Raw genomic sequence first — 19,060 nt, 5'->3', positions numbered from 1 at the left:
GGTTACTATTCAGATACTGAACCTTCAAGCTGTTTAAATAATACGGTCAGTTCATCACGGGTCAGTTCCCGCGACTCACCCAACGGCAGCTTATCCAGATGAATATTCATGATCCGCACACGTTCAAGGCGGGTTACTTCATAACCAAAATACTTCGACATACGGCGGATCTGGCGATTAAGCCCTTGCACCAGGGTGATTCGAAAGACATATTCCGACTCTTTCACTACTTTGCAGGCTTTGGTTACGGTGCCAAGTATCGGAACGCCCTCGCTCAGGCCAACAATAAACGCATCGGTCACTGGCTTATTGACGGTCACTACGTACTCTTTTTCATGATCGTTACCGGCGCGCAAAATTTTGTTCACTACGTCGCCGTGATTGGTCAATAAAATCAGTCCCTGCGAGTCTTTATCAAGACGTCCGATTGGGAAGATGCGCTTGCTGTGATGGATGAGCGTAGCGATATTATCGACCAGACTTTCATCCATCGAGGTAATAATACCCACCGGTTTATTCAGCGCGAGCAACACCAGACCGTCTTCATCACGCAACCCAACCAACTGACCATCCACGGTCACTACATCGCCGGCAAAGACCTTTGCGCCAAATCCGGCCTGAGTATCGTTAATCAATACCTGCCCGTTCTCGACATAACGATCAGCATCACGCCGCGAACACATGCCGCTGTCGCTGATATATTTATTAATCCGTATGGAAGAAGGGACAGGCATTGCGCAGAGAACCTCTGTAAAAGGCGGACTATACCTTGTTGCGCCGCAGAAATAAAAAAGCGCCCACGTGGGGCGCTCGGAAGCAGAAATCTTAATGACTCATTCTACTGTCACAGACTTCGCCAGGTTACGCGGCTGATCTACGTCAGTGCCTTTAATAAGGGCGACATAATAGGACAGCAACTGGAGCGGAACGGTGTAGAAAATCGGTGCGACGATTTCTTCAACGTGTGGCAACTGAATGATCTTCATACCATCGCTGTCGGTAAAACCGGCATTCTGATCGGCGAAGACATACAGCAGGCCGCCACGGGCGCGCACTTCTTCGATGTTCGACTTCAGCTTTTCCAGCAGTTCGTTATTTGGCGCAATTACGATCACCGGCATATCGGCATCAATCAGCGCCAGCGGGCCGTGTTTCAGCTCGCCTGCTGCATAGGCTTCGGCATGAATATAAGAGATCTCTTTGAGCTTCAGCGCACCTTCCATCGCAATCGGGTATTGATCACCGCGACCGAGGAACAGAGCGTGATGCTTGTCAGAGAAACCTTCTGCCAGAGCCTCGATAGTTTTATCCAGCGACAGCATCTGTTCGATACGCGCAGGCAAGGCTTGAAGCGCATGAACGATGTCGTGCTCAACCTGCGGCGCTACACCTTTCAGACGGCCCATACGTGCCACCAGCATCAACAGAACGGTAAGCTGAGTGGTAAACGCTTTCGTTGATGCCACGCCGATTTCAGTGCCCGCTTTGGTCATCAGCGCCAGATCGGACTCACGCACCAGAGAAGAACCGGCAACGTTACACACGGCCAGAGAACCGAGATATCCCAGCTCTTTGGACAGACGCAGCGCGGCCAGCGTATCAGCAGTTTCGCCGGACTGGGACAGCGTGATGATCAGGCTGCCAGGACGTACGGCGGATTTGCGATAACGGAATTCAGAAGCAATTTCCACATCACAAGGCATACCGGCCAGTGATTCAAACCAGTAACGCGCGACCATACCGGAGTTATACGACGTACCGCAGGCTATGATCTGGATATGCTGAACGCGTGACAAAATATCATCAGCCTTTTCGCCCAGTTCGCTCAGATTCACTTCACCGTGGCTGAAACGGCCTTCCAGGGTGTTTTTGATCGCCAGAGGCTGTTCGTAGATCTCTTTTTGCATGTAGTGACGGTAAACGCCTTTATCACCCGCGTCGTACTGCACTTTGGATTCGATTTCTTCACGCTCAACCGCATGACCGTTTTTGTCATACACGCTGACCGAGCGACGTTTCACTTCCGCTACATCGCCTTCTTCCAGGAACAGGAAGCGGCGGGTGACTGGCAACAACGCCAGTTGGTCAGAAGCAATGAAGTTTTCACCCACGCCACGACCGATAACCAGCGGGCTGCCGGAACGGGCGGCGACCAGAACGGACGGATCACGGCTGTCCATCACGACGGTACCGTATGCACCACGCAGTTGCGGGATAACACGCTGAACCACTTCCAGCAGCGTGCCGCCCTGAAGTTGTTCCCAATGCACCAGATGCGCGATCACTTCGGTATCCGTTTCAGAATCAAAACGATAGCCGCGTTCGATCAATAGTTCACGCAGAGGTTCGTGGTTTTCAATGATGCCGTTATGCACCACCGCGATATAATCGGACACATGCGGGTGGGCATTCGCTTCAGAAGGTTCACCGTGAGTTGCCCAGCGGGTGTGCGCAATACCGGTACCGCCGTGCAGTGGATGTTGATCCAGCGCGTCAGCCAGCATCTGGACTTTGCCCAAACGACGCAAACGCCCCATTTTCCCTTGCGCATCAATCACAGCCAGACCGGCTGAGTCATAACCGCGGTATTCAAGACGGCGTAAACCTTCTAACAGAATTTCAGCAATATCGCGTTGCGCTACTGCGCCTACAATTCCACACATCAGTTTTATTCCTATTGAAGGTCTTTCGGGACCTTTTTTGATGCCTGACCTGATTTATCCGCGAGCCCCGTTTTCCGGTGTACTTACGGTTCCCCGAGCCTTGTAGAAGTTGGGGATTATTATGTAATGCTTATTATTTCTTCACCGGTTTTTGCCAGTCAGGTTTATGCACCTGAGGCACCCGGCTTAACAGTAAACCGTTGTCAGGAACATCGCGCGTGACGGTGGTGCCCGCCGCGATGGTCACATTGTTGCCGACGGTAACCGGCGCAATCAGCTGAGTATCGGAGCCGACAAACACGTCGTTGCCGATAATCGTTTTACTTTTGTTCACGCCATCATAGTTACAGGTGATGGTGCCCGCGCCGATATTCACATTGTCACCAATCTCAGCGTCACCGAGATAAGAAAGGTGACCCGCTTTGGAGCCTTTACCCAGACGGGATTTTTTAATTTCGACGAAGTTGCCTACGTGCGCGCCTTCGGCCAGCTCAGCGCCAGGGCGAAGACGGGCGAATGGCCCGACCGTACAACCACTTTCAAGCACAGCATCTTCGAAGACGCTGTAAGGACTGATTTCACAGTTATCGCCAATCACACAGTTTTTCAGCACACAACCCGCACCGATTTTCACGCGATCGCCCAGTTTGACCTGGCCTTCGATAATCACATTAGAGTCGATCATCACGTCAATGCCGTGAGACAGTTCGCCGCGGAGATCAAAGCGCGCCGGGTCCATCAGCATCACACCTTCCAGCAGCAGGCGTTCTGCCTGTTCGCTCTGATACACACGCTCAAGGCGGGAAAGTTGCAGGCGATTGTTCACGCCATCCACTTCACTGTTACGCGCCGGATGCACGGTGGCAATCTGGTGCCCTTCGGCATGCGCCATCGCAATGATATCGGTGATGTAGTATTCACCCTGCGCGTTGTTGTTATTCAGTTTACTCAGCCAGCGTTTGAAGGAAGCACCGTTGGCGACCAGAATGCCGGTGTTAATTTCCTGAATTTTAAGTTGTTCTTCGCTGGCATCTTTTTGTTCGATAATACCGGTGACCGCGCCATTTTCGCGTACGATGCGGCCATAGCCGGTAGGGTCGTCTAGCACGACAGTCAATAATCCGATGCCACCTTCCGGTTTGGCTTTCAGCAGCTTTTCCAGCGTATCGACGGAGATCAACGGAACGTCTCCGTACAGCATCAGCACATCTTCATCATCAGCGAAGAAAGGCGCAGCCTGCTGCATAGCATGGCCGGTACCCAGTTGCTCTGCCTGTAATACCCAGTTCAGATCACTGCCCGCCAGATTTTTCTTCAGCAAGTCCCCACCGTGGCCATAAACCAGGTGCACGTTCTTCGCACCCACTTGCGTGGCGGCATCAATGACGTGTTGCACCATTGGCTTACCCGCCAGTGAATGAAGAACTTTAGGAAGATTGGAGTACATGCGTGTTCCCTTGCCCGCGGCAAGGATCACCACACTCAGTGTGCTGTTCGACATAGGTAACCTGACAAATCCAATTTGAGTGACAAAAGTAACCCGTTCAGTGTCCGGATTACTACATATTTCGCTTCAAAAACCACCTACAGGCCGCAGCCTGTAAGGGTTGAGCACTGCATAGACTACAGCAAAAAATCTGAGGGTAAAACGTCCACTTATCTCGCAAGTATTCCATTAAAAGCGAAATTACGCCTTCGGATAAACGCTGAAAAGTGTCTTATTTAAAGGTAAAAAAAAAGCGACCCGAAGGTCGCCTTTTACACTGATGTTGTTACATCGCTTTCCTGGTCAGTTCGATAACGCGAAGTTTCGCGATCGCCTTGGCCAGTTCTGCTGACGCCTGAGCGTAGTCAACGTCGCCGTGAGAACTATTAATATGTTCTTCCGCTTTGCGCTTAGCTTCAAGCGCGCGCGCTTCGTCGAGGTCTTGCCCACGGATTGCAGTATCAGCCAACACGGTTGTTGCATTCGGCTGCACCTCAAGGATGCCGCCGGAAAGATAGATATACTCTTCTTCCCCGTGTTCTTTAACAATGCGCACCATGCCAGGCTTGATGGCGGTGAGCAGCGGAGCATGCCCCGGGAAAATACCCAGTTCGCCTTCGCTACCCGTCACCTGGATCTTTTGTACCATGCCGGAAAACATTCTCTTTTCCGCACTGACTACATCCAGATGGTAAGCTTTTTCAGCCATGTCATCCTCTCTCAATACCACAACAAACTAGCGTTACAGTTTCTTGGCTTTTTCCACTGCTTCTTCAATGGTGCCAACCATGTAGAACGCTTGTTCCGGCAGGTGATCGTAGTCGCCGTCCATAATGCCTTTGAAACCACGAATGGTATCTTTCAGCGAAACGAACTTGCCCGGAGAACCGGTGAAGACTTCGGCCACGAAGAATGGCTGGGACAGGAAACGCTGAATCTTACGCGCACGGGATACAACCAGTTTGTCATCTTCTGACAACTCGTCCATACCCAGGATCGCGATGATGTCTTTCAGTTCCTGGTAACGTTGCAGAATAGACTGCACGCCACGAGCCACATCATAGTGTTCCTGACCAACAACCAGTGGATCCAGCTGACGGCTGGTGGAATCCAGTGGGTCAACCGCCGGGTAGATACCCAGTGACGCGATCTGACGGCTCAGTACCACGGTCGCATCTAAGTGAGCGAAGGTGGTGGCTGGAGATGGGTCAGTCAAGTCATCCGCAGGGACGTAAACGGCCTGTACGGAGGTGATAGAACCACTTTTGGTCGAGGTGATACGTTCTTGCAGAACGCCCATCTCTTCCGCCAGCGTTGGCTGATAACCTACCGCAGAAGGCATACGACCCAGAAGTGCAGACACTTCGGTACCGGCCAGGGTATAACGGTAAATGTTATCGATGAACAGCAGGACGTCACGACCTTCATCACGGAATTTCTCCGCCATGGTCAGGCCGGTCAGTGCTACACGCAGACGGTTGCCTGGTGGCTCATTCATCTGGCCATAGACCAGGGAAACTTTGTCGATAACGTTGGAGTCGGTCATTTCGTGGTAGAAGTCGTTACCCTCACGAGTACGTTCACCCACGCCCGCAAACACAGAATAACCGGAGTGTTCGATCGCGATGTTACGGATCAGCTCCATCATGTTTACAGTTTTACCTACACCCGCACCACCGAACAGACCGACTTTACCGCCCTTAGCGAACGGGCACATCAGGTCCATAACTTTGATACCGGTTTCCAGCAATTCCTGGGAGTTCGCCAGCTCTTCGTAAGAAGGAGCAGGGCGGTGAATTGAACGACGTTCTTCTTCGCCGATTTCACCTTTCATGTCGATTGGTTCACCCAATACGTTCATGATGCGACCCAGAGTCGCTACACCAACCGGAACTTCAATTGGGTGTTCCAGGTTGTTCACTTTCAGATTGCGACGCAGGCCATCTGATGTACCCATTGCGATACAACGAACAACGCCGCCACCTAACTGTTGCTGTACTTCCAGCACCAGTTTGGAGGTACCGTTTTCTACCTCAAGAGCATTGTACACGTTCGGTACTGCATCCTGAGGGAACTCGACGTCCACCACGGCGCCGATTACCTGGATAATCTTTCCAGTAGCCATCTTGAATCCTCTACGTAATTCGTAAACCTAGCTTAAACCGCGGAGGCTCCCCCGACGATCTCGGTGAGTTCCTGAGTGATGCTGGCCTGACGAGCTTTGTTGTATACCAACTGCAGCTCTTTGATCAGGCTGCCGCCGTTATCGGTTGCGGCTTTCATCGCTACCATTCGCGCGGCCTGTTCGCTGGCCAGGTTTTCTACGACGCCCTGATAAACCTGAGATTCCACATAACGACGCAGGAGAGTATCCAGCAGCGCTTTAGGGTCCGGCTCATACAGGTAATCCCAGGATTTCTTCGCCAGCGCGCCGTCTTCTGCCGGAGGCAGAGGCAACAGCTGCACGATGCGTGGTTCCTGAGACATGGTATTGACGAATTTATTGCTAACAACGCATAACTTGTCTAAACGACCTTCGTCGAAAGCCTGCAACATCACTTTCACCGGTCCGATCAGTTCTGACAGAGAAGGGTTATCTCCCATGCCAGTGACTTGAGCAACAACGTTGCCACCCACGGAGCCGAAGAAAGAGGCCGCTTTGGAACCGATCAGTGCGAGATCAACTTCAACACCCTTTTCGGACCAGCCTTTCATCTCTGCCAGCAGTCTTTTGAACAAGTTAATGTTCAGACCACCACAAAGACCACGGTCGGTAGACACCACCAGATACCCGACGCGCTTAATGTCACGCTCATCCAGGTAAGGGTGCTTATATTCCAGATTACCTAACGCAAGGTGACCAATCACTTCACGAATGGTTTCTGCATAAGGACGGCTGGCCGCCATACGTTCCTGCGTTTTACGCATTTTGGAGGCGGCGACCATTTCCATCGCTTTAGTGATCTTTTGCGTGTTTTGCACGCTGCTGATCTTACTACGTATCTCTTTTCCGCCGGCCATCTCTGCTTCTCCTCATGACCAAACGGCCCGCTGCTTATCTGCCAAAAGCAGGACAGCAAGGCCGCTTAGTGTTACCAGGACTGGGTTGCTTTGAAGGTATCGAGGATATTTTTGAATTTACCCTCGATCTCATCGTTATACGCACCAGTTTGGTTGATTTGCTGCAGAAGCTCGCCGTGTTCACGGTCGGCAAACGCCAACAGTGCCGCTTCGAAGCTACCGACTTTGGACAACTCAACGTCTTCCAGATAACCACGTTCTGCTGCGAAGATGATCAGAGACTGCGCCACAATTGACATCGGAGCGTATTGTTTCTGTTTCAGCAGCTCAGTCACTTTCTGACCGTGGTTCAGCTGTTTACGGGTTGCCTCATCCAGATCGGAAGCGAACTGGGAGAACGCAGCCAGTTCACGATACTGTGCCAGCGCGGTACGAATACCACCGGACAGTTTTTTCATGATCTTGGTCTGAGCAGCACCACCAACACGGGATACCGAGATACCCGGGTTAACCGCAGGACGAATACCGGCGTTAAACAGGTTAGATTCCAGGAAGATCTGACCATCAGTAATCGAGATTACGTTGGTCGGAACAAACGCGGAAACGTCGCCCGCTTGCGTTTCGATGATCGGAAGCGCAGTCAGGGAACCCGTTTTGCCTTTCACTTCACCCTTAGTGAATGCTTCAACGTACTCGGCGTTTACACGCGCAGCACGTTCAAGCAGACGGGAGTGGAGATAGAAAACGTCGCCTGGGTAAGCTTCACGACCTGGTGGACGACGAAGCAGCAGGGAAATCTGACGGTAAGCAACAGCCTGTTTAGACAGGTCATCATAAACGATCAGTGCGTCTTCACCGCGGTCACGGAAGTATTCACCCATCGCGCAGCCGGAGTACGGTGCCAGGTATTGCAGTGCAGCAGATTCTGATGCAGTCGCAACAACAACGATGGTGTTTTCCAGTGCGCCGTGCTCTTCCAGTTTACGAACCACGTTAGAAATGGTGGACGCTTTCTGGCCGATAGCCACATAGATACATTTGATGCCGGAATCGCGCTGGTTGATGATCGCATCGATCGCCAGAGCAGTTTTACCGGTTTGACGGTCACCGATGACCAGTTCACGCTGACCACGACCGATTGGGATCATGGCATCAACGGATTTGTAACCTGTCTGCACAGGCTGGTCTACGGATTGACGTTCGATAACGCCAGGTGCGATTGCTTCGACAGCTGAGAAGCCGTCATGCTCTACCGGACCTTTACCGTCGATTGGCGCACCCAGGGTGTTAACAACGCGACCTAACAGGCCACGGCCAACTGGGACTTCCAGGATACGGCCAGTACATTTTACTTTCATCCCTTCGGCGAGGTCAGCGTAAGGGCCCATAACAACAGCACCTACGGAGTCGCGCTCCAGGTTCAGGGCGATAGCGTAACGGTTACCCGGCAACGCAATCATTTCCCCTTGCATGACATCGGCTAAGCCGTGCACGCGGATGATCCCGTCACTGACGGAAACGATAGTACCTTCATTGTGAGCTTCGCTCACTACATTGAACTGAGCAATGCGCTGCTTTATCAGTTCGCTGATTTCGGTGGAATTCAGTTGCATGCTCCAGTCCCCTTAAGACTGCAAGACGTCTGCCAGGCGTTCAAGACGACTGCGAACGCTGCCATCAATCACCATATCACCTGCACGGATAATGACACCGGCAAGAACAGACTTGTCAATTTTGCAATTCAGCTTAACTTTGCGAGACAAACGTTTTTCCATAGCAGCAGCAATTTTTGCCTGCTGTTCTTCCGTCAGTGGACTTGCTGAAGTGACTTCAACCTCAGCACTAGCCTCCAGTGAGGCGCGCAGTTCGATGAACTGCTGCAACACTTCCGGAAGAACGCGTAAACGTCCATTTTCAGCCATTACCCTAATCAGGTTCTGGCCTGCGTCGTCGAGTTGTTCACCACATACGGCAATAAACGTCTTAGAGAGCGTTTCTGGTGCAGTTGCACCGGAAAGCAGTTCTTCAATCATTTCATTGCGCGTGACTTCAGCCGTGAACGCTAACATAGACTGCCAGCGATCTAAGCTTTGGTGCTCAACGGCAAAGTCAAAAGCTGCTTTGGCGTAGGGGCGAGCTACAGTTACAAATTCAGACATCAGCCCCTCCCTCCTTACAGTTCAGCGACCAGTTTATCAACGATGTCGCTGTTAGCAGCTTCATCCACGGAACGTTCGATGATCTTCTCGGCGCCAGCAATGGCCAAAATCCCGACCTGTTTACGCAACTCTTCACGTGCACGTTGGCGTTCGGCGTCAATCTCTGCCTTAGCTTGCGCTACGATCTTGTTACGTTCCTGCTCGGCTTCGGTCTTCGCTTCGTCGACGATCTGTGCTTTACGCTTGTTCGCCTGGTCGATGATTACCTGAGCTTCAGCTTTGGCTTTCTTCAGTTGGTCGGTCGCATCGGCTTGCGCTAAGTCCAGCTCTTTTTTGGCACGTTCTGCGGAAGATAAACCTTCAGAAATCTCTTTCTGACGTTTTTCGATGGCTGCCATAATCGGCGGCCATACGTACTTCATGCAGAACAGGACAAACAGGACAAACGCGATAGCCTGGCCGAGGATTGTTGCGTTAAGATTCACAGCACAATGCCTCTTTCAAAGTGAAATATTTGATGTAGTTCGTTTAACCGTGAGCAAGCTCAGTGTTAAGCGACAGCAAACATCACGTACAGACCCAGACCAACAGCAATCATTGGGATTGCATCGACCAGACCCATAACGATAAAGAACTGTGTACGCAACAGAGGGATCAGGTCAGGCTGACGTGCAGCACCTTCCAAAAATTTACCACCCAAGATGCCGATACCGATTGCAGCACCGATTGCCGCCAGGCCCATCATCACAGCGGCAGCCATGTACAGCAGATCCATACTCAGGTTTTCCATGACAGTCTCCAGTTTGTTTCAGTTAAAACGCAGTAGTGTTGAAAGAAAAATCAGTGTTTTTCAGATGCCATCGAGAGATAGACAATCGTCAGAACCATGAAGATAAAAGCTTGCAGCGTAATGATCAGGATGTGGAAAATGGCCCATGGCACACTCAGGATCCACTGTGACCACCACGGCAGCAGGCCAGCAATAAGGATGAAGATCAACTCACCCGCATACATATTGCCAAACAGTCGCAGACCCAGTGAAACTGGTTTAGACAGCAGGCTGACACCCTCAAGAATCAGGTTAATCGGAATGAAAACCGGATGATTGAATGGCTGCATTGTCAGTTCTTTAACGAAACCGCCAATGCCTTTCATCTTAATGCTATAGAAAAGAATCAGAATGAATACGCCGAGCGCCATGGACAACGTGATATTCACGTCAGCCGTGGGTACAACACGCAGAGCAGGCAGACCAAGCCATTTTTCACCGATAGTCGGCAGCAAATCGATTGGCAGCAAATCCATCATGTTCATCATGAACACCCAGACGAAGACAGTCAGAGCCAAAGGCGCTATGACTTTGCTTTTGCCGTGATACATGTCACGCACGTTGCTATCGACGAAGCCCACAACCAGCTCGATGGCCGTTTGCAGTTTCCCCGGAACACCACTGGTGGCGTTTTTAGCGACGCGATGGAAGATAACCAGAAAGAGTACTCCGAGGAACACGGAGAAAAACATCGAATCGATGTTAATCGACCAGAATCCCGTCCCTATCTGAAGCTGAGTCAGATGGTGACCGATATACTCTTGTGGAGTAGAGATTTCTCCTGATGCAGACATGATGCCTCTTACCCTTTAGTAGTTAAGTACGGTAACTGTTAATGACGGCCGGTGCCAAAATCTGAGTCATCAACACCGATAAATAGGCCAACCCCAACGGAGCGAACGCCGCCTTAAACAGGCCAAGTGCGATAATCATTAAGATTATCGTAACCAGCACCTTCAGCGCCTCTCCGATAGCAAAGGACCAGGCAACCCGTCCAGAGACCGTTGTTTGCGCCTGATGGCGCCATGCAAACAGCATGAACAGTACATTTGGCAGCCAGGCGGCCAAACCACCCATAAGAGCTGAAGTGGTCCATTCCAGGCTTTTAAAGCCAAAGACTGCACTGAGCAGAACAAAGGTCAATAACTGCAGTAGTAACAGCTTTCTGGCAACCTTCACACTATGCGTACTGTGTAAAATACCGGATACAGACATGACGTTTGTTCTCTCCGTATCGAGTACCTAGCTGGAGGTATGCTGAATGCCGTATATCACTGCCTTTACTGTTTTGAGTCAAGCAGCAAAAACCGAGCAAATTATACGGTGCACAGGAACGAATTCAATGGATAAGTAGCGAAAAGGTGAACAATTATTTAAATTTTCCTCTTCATCGCTATTTTGATAACGAAACTATAGCTGAATTTTCCCTTTTTACTTTGCTGCGGTTATTTCATCACCTGACAAAGAATCGTGCACTGGATCACATAATTAACGCGACCCTATTTATATACCCTGCATGTCTCGAATGTCTTTAGCTAAACCGGCCTTTTAAAAACTATATAAATCATATTATTAAGAAAATACGGTGGGGAAAACATCTTATTTAAAAATAGACATCACCAGGTGATACAATTTACCAACAAATATCAACATTTTCATTACAAGTTGAATATCTGCAGTCTGAAGCCGATTAAATTTCACAAGTGACTATCTCGGTGCGGATTAAAAATAAACGTCATCTAATTGCTAACAGTGTGTAAAAAAGAGGTGATTGGTCGAAAGTTATCGCTATTTAATTAGCCTGCTCATTTTAACCATGTTAACACACATATTTTTTAAGGATTATTTGATAATTCTCAACTTTAGTTTGCACCAAGAATTATCAGATGACGTTCTCCGTCAAGTTCCGGAACCTGTAGTTTCACCACACTTTCCAGAATGATACCGTCAGGTAACGCCTTCAGCTCATCCTCGGGACATACGCCCTTAAGCGCGTAGAAGCGTCCCTGCCCTTTCTTCGGCAGATGATGGCACCAGGACAACATGTCTTGTAGCGAGGCGAACGCACGGCTAATCACACCATCAAACGGTGGCTCAGGCTCAAACTCTTCAACTCGGCTCTGAACAGGCTCGATATTCTGCAGTCCCAGCTCATGCTGAACCTGACGCAGAAAGCGTACGCGCTTGCCCAGACTATCCAGCAACGTGAAATGCGAGTCAGGGCGGACGATAGCCAGTGGAATGCCAGGTAAGCCCGGTCCAGTACCCACATCAATGAAACGGCTGCCCTGCAAATGCTCATTCACCACGATGCTGTCCAGAATATGGCGCACCAGCATTTGCATCGGATCGCGCACCGATGTCAGGTTGTAGGCTTTGTTCCACTTATGCAGCAGTTCAACATAGGCAATCAGTTGGTGTTTTTGCTGATCGGGTAACGCTATCCCTGCCGCAGCAAGCAGCGAGTCCAGTTTCTTTTGCACAGTGAAATCCTCTGACAGAGTCGATATTCCGGGAACAGCCCGGTGGGAGAATGATAAAGCAGCCAGAAAGGCGGGAAAAGTGAGAATTGACCGCCGCCTTGTGATCAAAGGGCGGTCATCAGAGATATGTCTCAGGCGCTGCGGCGCAGCAAGCCTTGTTTTTTAAGCCAGATCAGCAGAATTGAGATAGCAGCCGGTGTGATACCGGAGATCCGTGAAGCCTGACCGATCGACGTCGGCTTATGATCGTTTAACTTGGCGATCACTTCGTTCGAAAGACTGTTCACCTGACGGTAATCCAGATCTGCTGGCAGTAAGGTATTTTCATTGCGCAGTTGTTTGTCGATCTCTTCCTGCTGACGTGCAATGTAGCCTTCATACTTGATTTGAATCTCAACCTGTTCTGCGGCCTGTATATCTGGCACACCCGGCGCAAATGGAGACAATGTGGTGATCAGCGCATACGTCATTTCGGGACGACGTAGTAACTCTTCAGCATTGGCCTCTTTGGAGAGCGGCGCGGAAAGGTGTGCGTTGATTTCGCTGACCTGTGCGTGATGAGGATTGACCCAAATCCCGCGCAGGCGCTGACGTTCCTGCTCGATCATTTCCAGCTTCTGGTTGAAACGAGCCCAGCGGGCATCGTCGACCAGACCTAATTCACGCCCTTTTTCCGTCAGACGTAAATCGGCGTTATCCTCACGCAGCATCAGACGGTATTCAGCACGCGAAGTAAACATGCGGTACGGTTCTTTGGTGCCCAGCGTACACAAGTCGTCTACCAGTACACCCAGATAAGCCTGATCGCGACGTGGCGCCCAGCCTTCATCGTCGGTTGCACTGCGTGCGGCGTTCATGCCAGCCAGCAGGCCTTGTGCAGCGGCTTCTTCATAGCCGGTTGTGCCGTTGATTTGGCCGGCAAAGAACAGACCTGCAATAAATTTACTTTCCAGCGTCGTTTTCAAATCACGTGGATCAAAGAAATCATATTCGATGGCATAACCCGGACGAACGATCACTGCGTTTTCCATCCCCTGCATGGAACGTACGATTTGCATCTGTACGTCAAAAGGCAGGCTGGTTGAAATTCCGTTTGGATAGACTTCGTTGCTGGTCAGGCCTTCCGGTTCAAGGAAGATCTGATGAGAATTACGATCGGCAAACCGCATGACTTTATCTTCGATCGACGGACAGTAACGCGGGCCGATCCCTTCGATGATCCCGGCGTACATCGGGCTGCGATCCAGATTGTTGCGGATTACGTCATGAGTTTTTTCGTTGGTATAGGTCATGTAACACGGGATTTGTCGCGGATGTTGCGACGCATTACCCATGAAGGAGAATACCGGGGCCGGGTTATCACCGTGCTGTTGAGCCAGTACGCTGAAATCAATGGAGCGGGCATCGATACGGGGTGGCGTGCCGGTTTTAAGACGGTTCACACGTAACGGTAATTCACGCAGACGTTGTGAAAGGGAGATCGCAGGAGGATCCCCTGCACGACCGCCGCTGTAGTTTTCCAGGCCGATGTGTATTTTGCCATCCAGGAATGTCCCGACGGTCAGTACCACCGTTTTAGCGCGGAATTTCAGCCCCATCTTGGTCACAGCACCGACGACGCGATCGTTTTCCACGATGAGATCTTCGACTGATTGCTGGAAGATCATCAGGTTTGGCTGATTCTCCAAGGCTGTGCGAACGGCCTGACGGTAAAGCACACGGTCAGCCTGAGCACGAGTTGCCCGTACGGCAGGGCCTTTGCTTGCGTTTAGTATCCTAAACTGAATGCCCGCATGGTCAATAGCTGTGGCCATCAAACCGCCGAGAGCGTCCACTTCTTTTACCAGATGTCCCTTCCCGATCCCGCCAATCGCCGGGTTACACGACATCTGTCCCAGCGTGTCGATATTGTGGGTTAATAATAAGGTCTGACGTCCCATGCGTGCAGATGCCATGGCAGCTTCAGTACCTGCATGACCTCCACCGATGATAATGACGTCAAATTGATCCGGATAAAACATGCGACTGCACCTCAGCGTTCAAGCGAACTTTCTTTGTATGGCGTTGGGAGGAGGGATTCTACTCAAGTTTAGATCTTCCACAAGTCCCGGAGGATCTTCCCTAATTAAAAGAAGATCTTTTTTATTTAAAGATCTCTTATTAATACTTCTATTAGGATCGCGATCCTCTGTGCATAAGTCATTTTTGTTTATGAAGATCAATATGCTAAGAAGGATCGAATGCTGTGAATGATCGGTGATCCTGGACAGTATAAGCTGGGATCAGAATTGAGAGTTATGCACAGCCTGAAAAGCGTACAGGAGTTGTTAGAGGGATAACTACGGGTTTTACACTGCTTTAAAGCATAGTTATCCACATCTGATCGCCTGAAATTTACACTTATTTGAGTAAATTAATCCAGTTGATCACCCAAACCTCTGCCGGATCCTCAGGAATTTCATGCTGAGTCACGTCGATCTCAAGCCGATCGCCGATCCGTTTTGCCCCTAATGACGTCAGTTTCTGATCCAGTGAATTGATCGCCCCACAGAAGGTGTCATATTCGCTGCTGCCCAAACCTAAGGCACCAAAACGCACTTTTGACAGATCCGGTTGCTGATCTTCCAGTTGTTCCATAAAGGGTTGCAGATTATCAGGCAACTCTCCGGCACCGTGTGTAGAACACACCACCAGCCAGATCCCTTCTAAAGGGACTTCATACAGTTCCGGGCCATGAAACATCTGTGTGGAAAAACCGGCTTCTTCCAGCTTCTCTGCCACGTGTTCAGCAACATATTCTGCGCTGCCAAGCGTACTTCCACTGATCAGGGTTACGTCAGACATAGAACTCTCACCCGAGAAAAGGAAGACATTGTACGCTGTGAATGAGCTGGGATCTACCTGTGGATAATAGGGGTATAGAAATTAGTGCTCAGGGCTGAATGGTGCGTGTAATGGGGTTCTGCAGGGAGATCAGAGTCTCTGTTGACTGGATCTCGTCAATGGTCTGGATTTTGTTGATAAGTACGTGTTGCAGAGAATCAATAGAGCGGCACATGATCTTAATGAAGATGCTGTAATGACCGGTGGTGTAATAGGCTTCGACCACTTCTTCGATGCTTTCCAGCTTTTTAAGCGCTGACGGATAGTCCTTGGCGCTTTTCAGTATGATGCCAATAAAGCAGCAGACGTCATAACCGAGCTGCTTTGGGTTCACGGTGATATGGGCGCCGGTAATGATGCCCGCCTGCTTCATCTTCTCGACGCGAACGTGGATGGTTCCCGGGCTGACTGTGAAGACTTTAGCCAGTTCGGCGTAAGGCGTTCTGGCGTTGTCCATCAACGCATTAAGGATCCCGCGATCCAACTCGTCGAGCTGATAGATTTCAGACATGGTGTTCTTTCTCTTTAAGGTTAATTTCTTTGCAAGCGTCGTTGTACACGGCTTTTCACACCGGTATCAAAGCGCCAGATATGATCGAAAATACGCAGGATCCCGGGCTTGCCGTAATGTGACATCGCCAGCGCATGGAAGCGGTGTTGCTTCTCCCGCTGGAGCATTTTGACCTTCTTCTGTACCTCATCAGGCAGCCGTTGAGCAATGAAATCGGAGATCACCACTGCGTCGGCGTCATGCCATTCCGGTGAGGCCAATTTATCTAATGTGGCATTCAGACAGGCCGCCAGATCGGTACCGCCGCGAAAATGCTGCCCGAGAAAACGCAATGCCTGATCCAGTCCACCGGCGGACGTCAGTTCATAATGGATCACTTCACTGGCAAACAACATGATGTAGCAGCGACGGTTATCGGCAAGGGCGATCCTCAGCAGCGCCAGGCAAAAGGCTTTCGCACACTGTTCATTGAATCCCCCCATAGATCCTGATGTATCCACACACACCACAAACGGACCCCGTGGCTGAGGCTCCTGCTGCTGCCAGACCACCGGACGCCTCACCACTTTCTCTCGCCAGACATCGCCCTGCAGGCGGTAAGTCATCAGCCGTTTTTCCAGTAATCTGCGGTAAAATTCGTATTCGAGTTCAGGAATACCCAACGTACCGAGTTCGGTCGGCATCAGCCGCAAAATATCGTCGCTCTGGTGGATGCCGTTTACTTCCTCCGGAACTGTCGCAGGTTCGCGGACCATCAGCCGGTGCGTTTCCATTTTGGCATCTTCATTCGGGCTGGTTTTGACCGTCTGGCTGCGCCCCAACTGCTCTGCCAGATGAACCAGCTCAGGCTGCTGTTGCAGGAAGGCGCCAAAGCGGGCCAGCGACTGGATATCCCCGCGCAGACGCTTTCCTTTACTCATATCCCAAAGGCGTCCCGCCGCGGTATCGTTCTCTGCTAATAAAGGAGACAACTCGCTGCTGAGTTCAAGGCGTTGAAGCAACTCCTCCTGCAATTTCTCCTGTTCCTGCTCCAGTAACTGGTGATGAACGTTCACCGTCTGGAATGTCAGGTTCAGGCGCCAGCGCTGGAGAAAAAGTGTTTGAAAGCTGTTACCTGTGCGTGCTGTGCGCGATTCTTCATTGTTTTCGAACAGGGTTCGGGCTTCTGTGGTAAACGGAGAGTTCAGCCTGAACAGCTCATCGATCAGCGCCGGCAGCCCGGTCTGAAAGGTGGTGATATCGGTCTGCTGGCAGTGCTGGTAAAGGTAAAATTCCTTCGCCAGCTCGGGAGGTACCGGCGTTTCGTGGATCCTCTGACGCAGACGCAGCTTCCATTCGGGAAGATCTTTGGTCAGCGCACGTTTAAGGCGGGGAAATTTCTCAAAGAAAACCGCCAGCGCAGGCGCGGCCAGCAGTCCGACGATCAGTTCTTCGATCAGCTCGGTTTCGCTTATCGCCAGCAGCAGATCCAGAGATTCCAGGCTGAACATCGTTAGTGTCCGCTGAACGTCTGTTGCTGATGACGCAGTTGTTCAGTGACCTGCAGCAGACTCGCTTCGATCTTTGCCATCCATTGTGCTGGAACAAACAGGCAGTTTTGCTGCTGGCTGAATTCATGTCGTTGCTGGACAAGTTTGGCGGTCAGATCGCTCAGCGTATTTTTCATCTCGTCGGGAACGGCAATGTGCTCATTGCCCGGTAGCGTCAGCGGCGTACTCTGACGGCTGACGTCCAGCACCAGCAACTGCTGTTTATCATCAATCTCTGCGTCGATAGTTTGCGCAAAGCCGATGCCGTTGAGCTTCGCTTTCAGGCCCCCGCCTTTATTCAGCCATTCTTCCAGCGCCGTGCGGTCAAAGAGCAAATGCGTGACTTTGATTTCATGCAGGTGCAAAGGCGTTTGCAGTAATAACGTCAGGTGGGTGGCAGACAGGTTTTCCGGCAGACTGTGCTGCGGTTTTCGGCTGAACATCCCGGCTTTTTTGCCGAGCTTGATGGACTGACGCGAGCTTTGCTGCTGCTGATACTGCATCCATTGCTGATCTAACTGCTGGATTTTCATCAGTAACGTTTGCTGCTGATATGCCTGCTCGGTGATCAACTGCTCGATTTGAGTTTGCAACAGCTGATACGTATTGAGGTCATGCCACAGACAGTCTTTAAGCAGGATCAGATCAACAGGCGTGATGGTGTTTCTCCCGCTGAAGAAAGCGCAGGCCTGCAACAGACGCAGCGCTTTTTTCCAGCGGCGATCTGAAACATAAGGCGCGGTATCGAGTGCATCAAGACGCTGACGAAGCTGGAAAACCAGTTCAAAGCACGTATCCGGCAGAGCGACTTTATCGATCTCCGGCTGCCATTGTTGATACTCTTCGTCGCTGATACTCAGTGATTCGGCCACCGGATTGGCGCTTTCGTTGGTACGGCTGGTCAGCAGCGAGCGGAAATTCTGCTTATCCTGTACCTTATCCAGCCAAAGGCGGATCAACATGCGGTCGTATAACGCTTCCAGACTGCCGTCGGCTTCAGGCAGTTCGTTAGAAGCGCTGACCAGCAGGCGTAAAGGGATCGGCTCTTCGCGTTCGCCATTACGGAAACGGCGTTCGTTGATAGCGGTCAGCAAGGTATTGAGGATTGCGGGGCCTGCTTTCCAGATTTCATCAAGGAAGACGATTTCTGCTTCCGGTAAGTAACCTTCGGTCAGACGCAGATATCGGCCTTCATCTTTCAGGGCCTGAATTGAGAGCGGGCCAAAGACTTCTTCCGGCGTTGAAAATCGCGTCATCAGATATTCAAAGGCACGTGCATGACGGAAGGCGAATTTTAAACGGCGGGCGATCAGGCTCTTTGCAATGCCCGGCGGGCCGAGCAGAAAAACGCTTTCGCCGCACAGTGCGGCCAGCAGACATAAACGAATGGCGTCCTGTCGCTCGTACAAGCCATGTTCCAGTGCGTTAGCAAGACGGGCAATCCGTTCTGCCAGAAGGGGAGATTGCGCCATACTGTCTCTTCCGGTTTCCATTTA

19 protein-coding genes are annotated in these 19,060 nt (G+C 51.0%); all 19 read right to left on the bottom strand.

Annotated elements, in window-relative coordinates:
* Positions 1 to 5 precede the first annotated feature (5 nt).
* Complete coding sequence (rluF, locus tag GE278_21295) at positions 6 to 734, bottom strand: 23S rRNA pseudouridine(2604) synthase RluF (GenBank protein ID QLK63130.1); 729 nt, start codon at positions 732 to 734, stop codon at positions 6 to 8.
* A 99-nt stretch (positions 735 to 833) separates the two neighbouring features.
* Complete coding sequence (gene glmS, locus GE278_21290; protein ID QLK63129.1) at positions 834 to 2,663, bottom strand: glutamine--fructose-6-phosphate transaminase (isomerizing); 1,830 nt, start codon at positions 2,661 to 2,663, stop codon at positions 834 to 836.
* Positions 2,664 to 2,796: 133 nt separating this feature from the next.
* Positions 2,797 to 4,164: a bifunctional UDP-N-acetylglucosamine diphosphorylase/glucosamine-1-phosphate N-acetyltransferase GlmU gene (gene glmU / locus GE278_21285; protein QLK63128.1), complete on the bottom strand. Its 1,368-nt coding sequence runs from the start codon at positions 4,162 to 4,164 to the stop codon at positions 2,797 to 2,799.
* A 271-nt stretch (positions 4,165 to 4,435) separates the two neighbouring features.
* Complete coding sequence (gene atpC / locus GE278_21280) at positions 4,436 to 4,858, bottom strand: F0F1 ATP synthase subunit epsilon (GenBank protein QLK63127.1); 423 nt, start codon at positions 4,856 to 4,858, stop codon at positions 4,436 to 4,438.
* 33 nt (positions 4,859 to 4,891) lie between these two features.
* Positions 4,892 to 6,274 (bottom strand): F0F1 ATP synthase subunit beta, encoded by a 1,383-nt coding sequence (atpD, locus tag GE278_21275; GenBank protein QLK63126.1) that lies wholly within the window; start codon positions 6,272 to 6,274, stop codon positions 4,892 to 4,894.
* Positions 6,275 to 6,306: 32 nt separating this feature from the next.
* Positions 6,307 to 7,170 (bottom strand): F0F1 ATP synthase subunit gamma, encoded by an 864-nt coding sequence (atpG, locus tag GE278_21270; GenBank protein QLK63125.1) that lies wholly within the window; start codon positions 7,168 to 7,170, stop codon positions 6,307 to 6,309.
* A gap of 71 nt (positions 7,171 to 7,241) precedes the next feature.
* On the bottom strand, positions 7,242 to 8,783 hold the full coding sequence (gene atpA, locus GE278_21265) for a F0F1 ATP synthase subunit alpha (protein QLK63124.1): 1,542 nt from the start codon (positions 8,781 to 8,783) through the stop codon (positions 7,242 to 7,244).
* Between the two features lie 12 nt (positions 8,784 to 8,795).
* Complete coding sequence (gene atpH / locus GE278_21260; GenBank protein ID QLK63123.1) at positions 8,796 to 9,329, bottom strand: F0F1 ATP synthase subunit delta; 534 nt, start codon at positions 9,327 to 9,329, stop codon at positions 8,796 to 8,798.
* A gap of 14 nt (positions 9,330 to 9,343) precedes the next feature.
* Positions 9,344 to 9,814: a F0F1 ATP synthase subunit B gene (atpF, locus tag GE278_21255; protein ID QLK63122.1), complete on the bottom strand. Its 471-nt coding sequence runs from the start codon at positions 9,812 to 9,814 to the stop codon at positions 9,344 to 9,346.
* Positions 9,815 to 9,879: 65 nt separating this feature from the next.
* Positions 9,880 to 10,119, bottom strand: coding sequence for a F0F1 ATP synthase subunit C (atpE, locus tag GE278_21250; protein ID QLK63121.1), 240 nt, complete (start codon positions 10,117 to 10,119; stop codon positions 9,880 to 9,882).
* Between the two features lie 50 nt (positions 10,120 to 10,169).
* Positions 10,170 to 10,952 (bottom strand): F0F1 ATP synthase subunit A, encoded by a 783-nt coding sequence (gene atpB / locus GE278_21245; GenBank protein ID QLK63120.1) that lies wholly within the window; start codon positions 10,950 to 10,952, stop codon positions 10,170 to 10,172.
* A gap of 22 nt (positions 10,953 to 10,974) precedes the next feature.
* The gene (gene atpI / locus GE278_21240) at positions 10,975 to 11,373 is read right to left on the bottom strand and encodes a F0F1 ATP synthase subunit I (GenBank protein QLK63119.1); all 399 of its coding nucleotides are present in this window, start codon (positions 11,371 to 11,373) and stop codon (positions 10,975 to 10,977) included.
* A gap of 647 nt (positions 11,374 to 12,020) precedes the next feature.
* Positions 12,021 to 12,641 carry a 16S rRNA (guanine(527)-N(7))-methyltransferase RsmG gene (rsmG, locus tag GE278_21235; protein ID QLK63118.1) on the bottom strand — a complete coding sequence of 207 codons (621 nt, stop codon included), beginning with the start codon at positions 12,639 to 12,641 and terminating at the stop codon, positions 12,021 to 12,023.
* Between the two features lie 131 nt (positions 12,642 to 12,772).
* Positions 12,773 to 14,662, bottom strand: a complete 1,890-nt coding sequence (gene mnmG, locus GE278_21230) for a tRNA uridine-5-carboxymethylaminomethyl(34) synthesis enzyme MnmG (protein ID QLK63117.1) — start codon at positions 14,660 to 14,662, stop codon at positions 12,773 to 12,775.
* Positions 14,663 to 14,859: 197 nt separating this feature from the next.
* Positions 14,860 to 15,045, bottom strand: a complete 186-nt coding sequence (locus GE278_21225) for a hypothetical protein (protein ID QLK63370.1) — start codon at positions 15,043 to 15,045, stop codon at positions 14,860 to 14,862.
* On the bottom strand, positions 15,042 to 15,485 hold the full coding sequence (gene mioC, locus GE278_21220) for an FMN-binding protein MioC (protein ID QLK63116.1): 444 nt from the start codon (positions 15,483 to 15,485) through the stop codon (positions 15,042 to 15,044). Before mioC ends, GE278_21225 begins: the two co-directional genes overlap by 4 nt.
* Before the next feature lie 88 nt (positions 15,486 to 15,573).
* Positions 15,574 to 16,035 (bottom strand): transcriptional regulator AsnC, encoded by a 462-nt coding sequence (gene asnC, locus GE278_21215; protein ID QLK63115.1) that lies wholly within the window; start codon positions 16,033 to 16,035, stop codon positions 15,574 to 15,576.
* 20 nt (positions 16,036 to 16,055) lie between these two features.
* Positions 16,056 to 17,525, bottom strand: a complete 1,470-nt coding sequence (viaA, locus tag GE278_21210; protein QLK63114.1) for an ATPase RavA stimulator ViaA — start codon at positions 17,523 to 17,525, stop codon at positions 16,056 to 16,058.
* Positions 17,526 to 17,527: 2 nt separating this feature from the next.
* The gene (gene ravA, locus GE278_21205; protein QLK63113.1) at positions 17,528 to 19,036 is read right to left on the bottom strand and encodes an ATPase RavA; all 1,509 of its coding nucleotides are present in this window, start codon (positions 19,034 to 19,036) and stop codon (positions 17,528 to 17,530) included.
* Between the last annotated feature and the right edge of the window lie 24 nt (positions 19,037 to 19,060).

This window comes from Enterobacteriaceae bacterium Kacie_13, assembly GCA_013457415.1.
In the GTDB taxonomy this organism is placed as follows: Bacteria; Pseudomonadota; Gammaproteobacteria; order Enterobacterales; family Enterobacteriaceae; genus Rahnella.
This window is presented reverse-complemented; position numbering and strand designations above follow the sequence as displayed.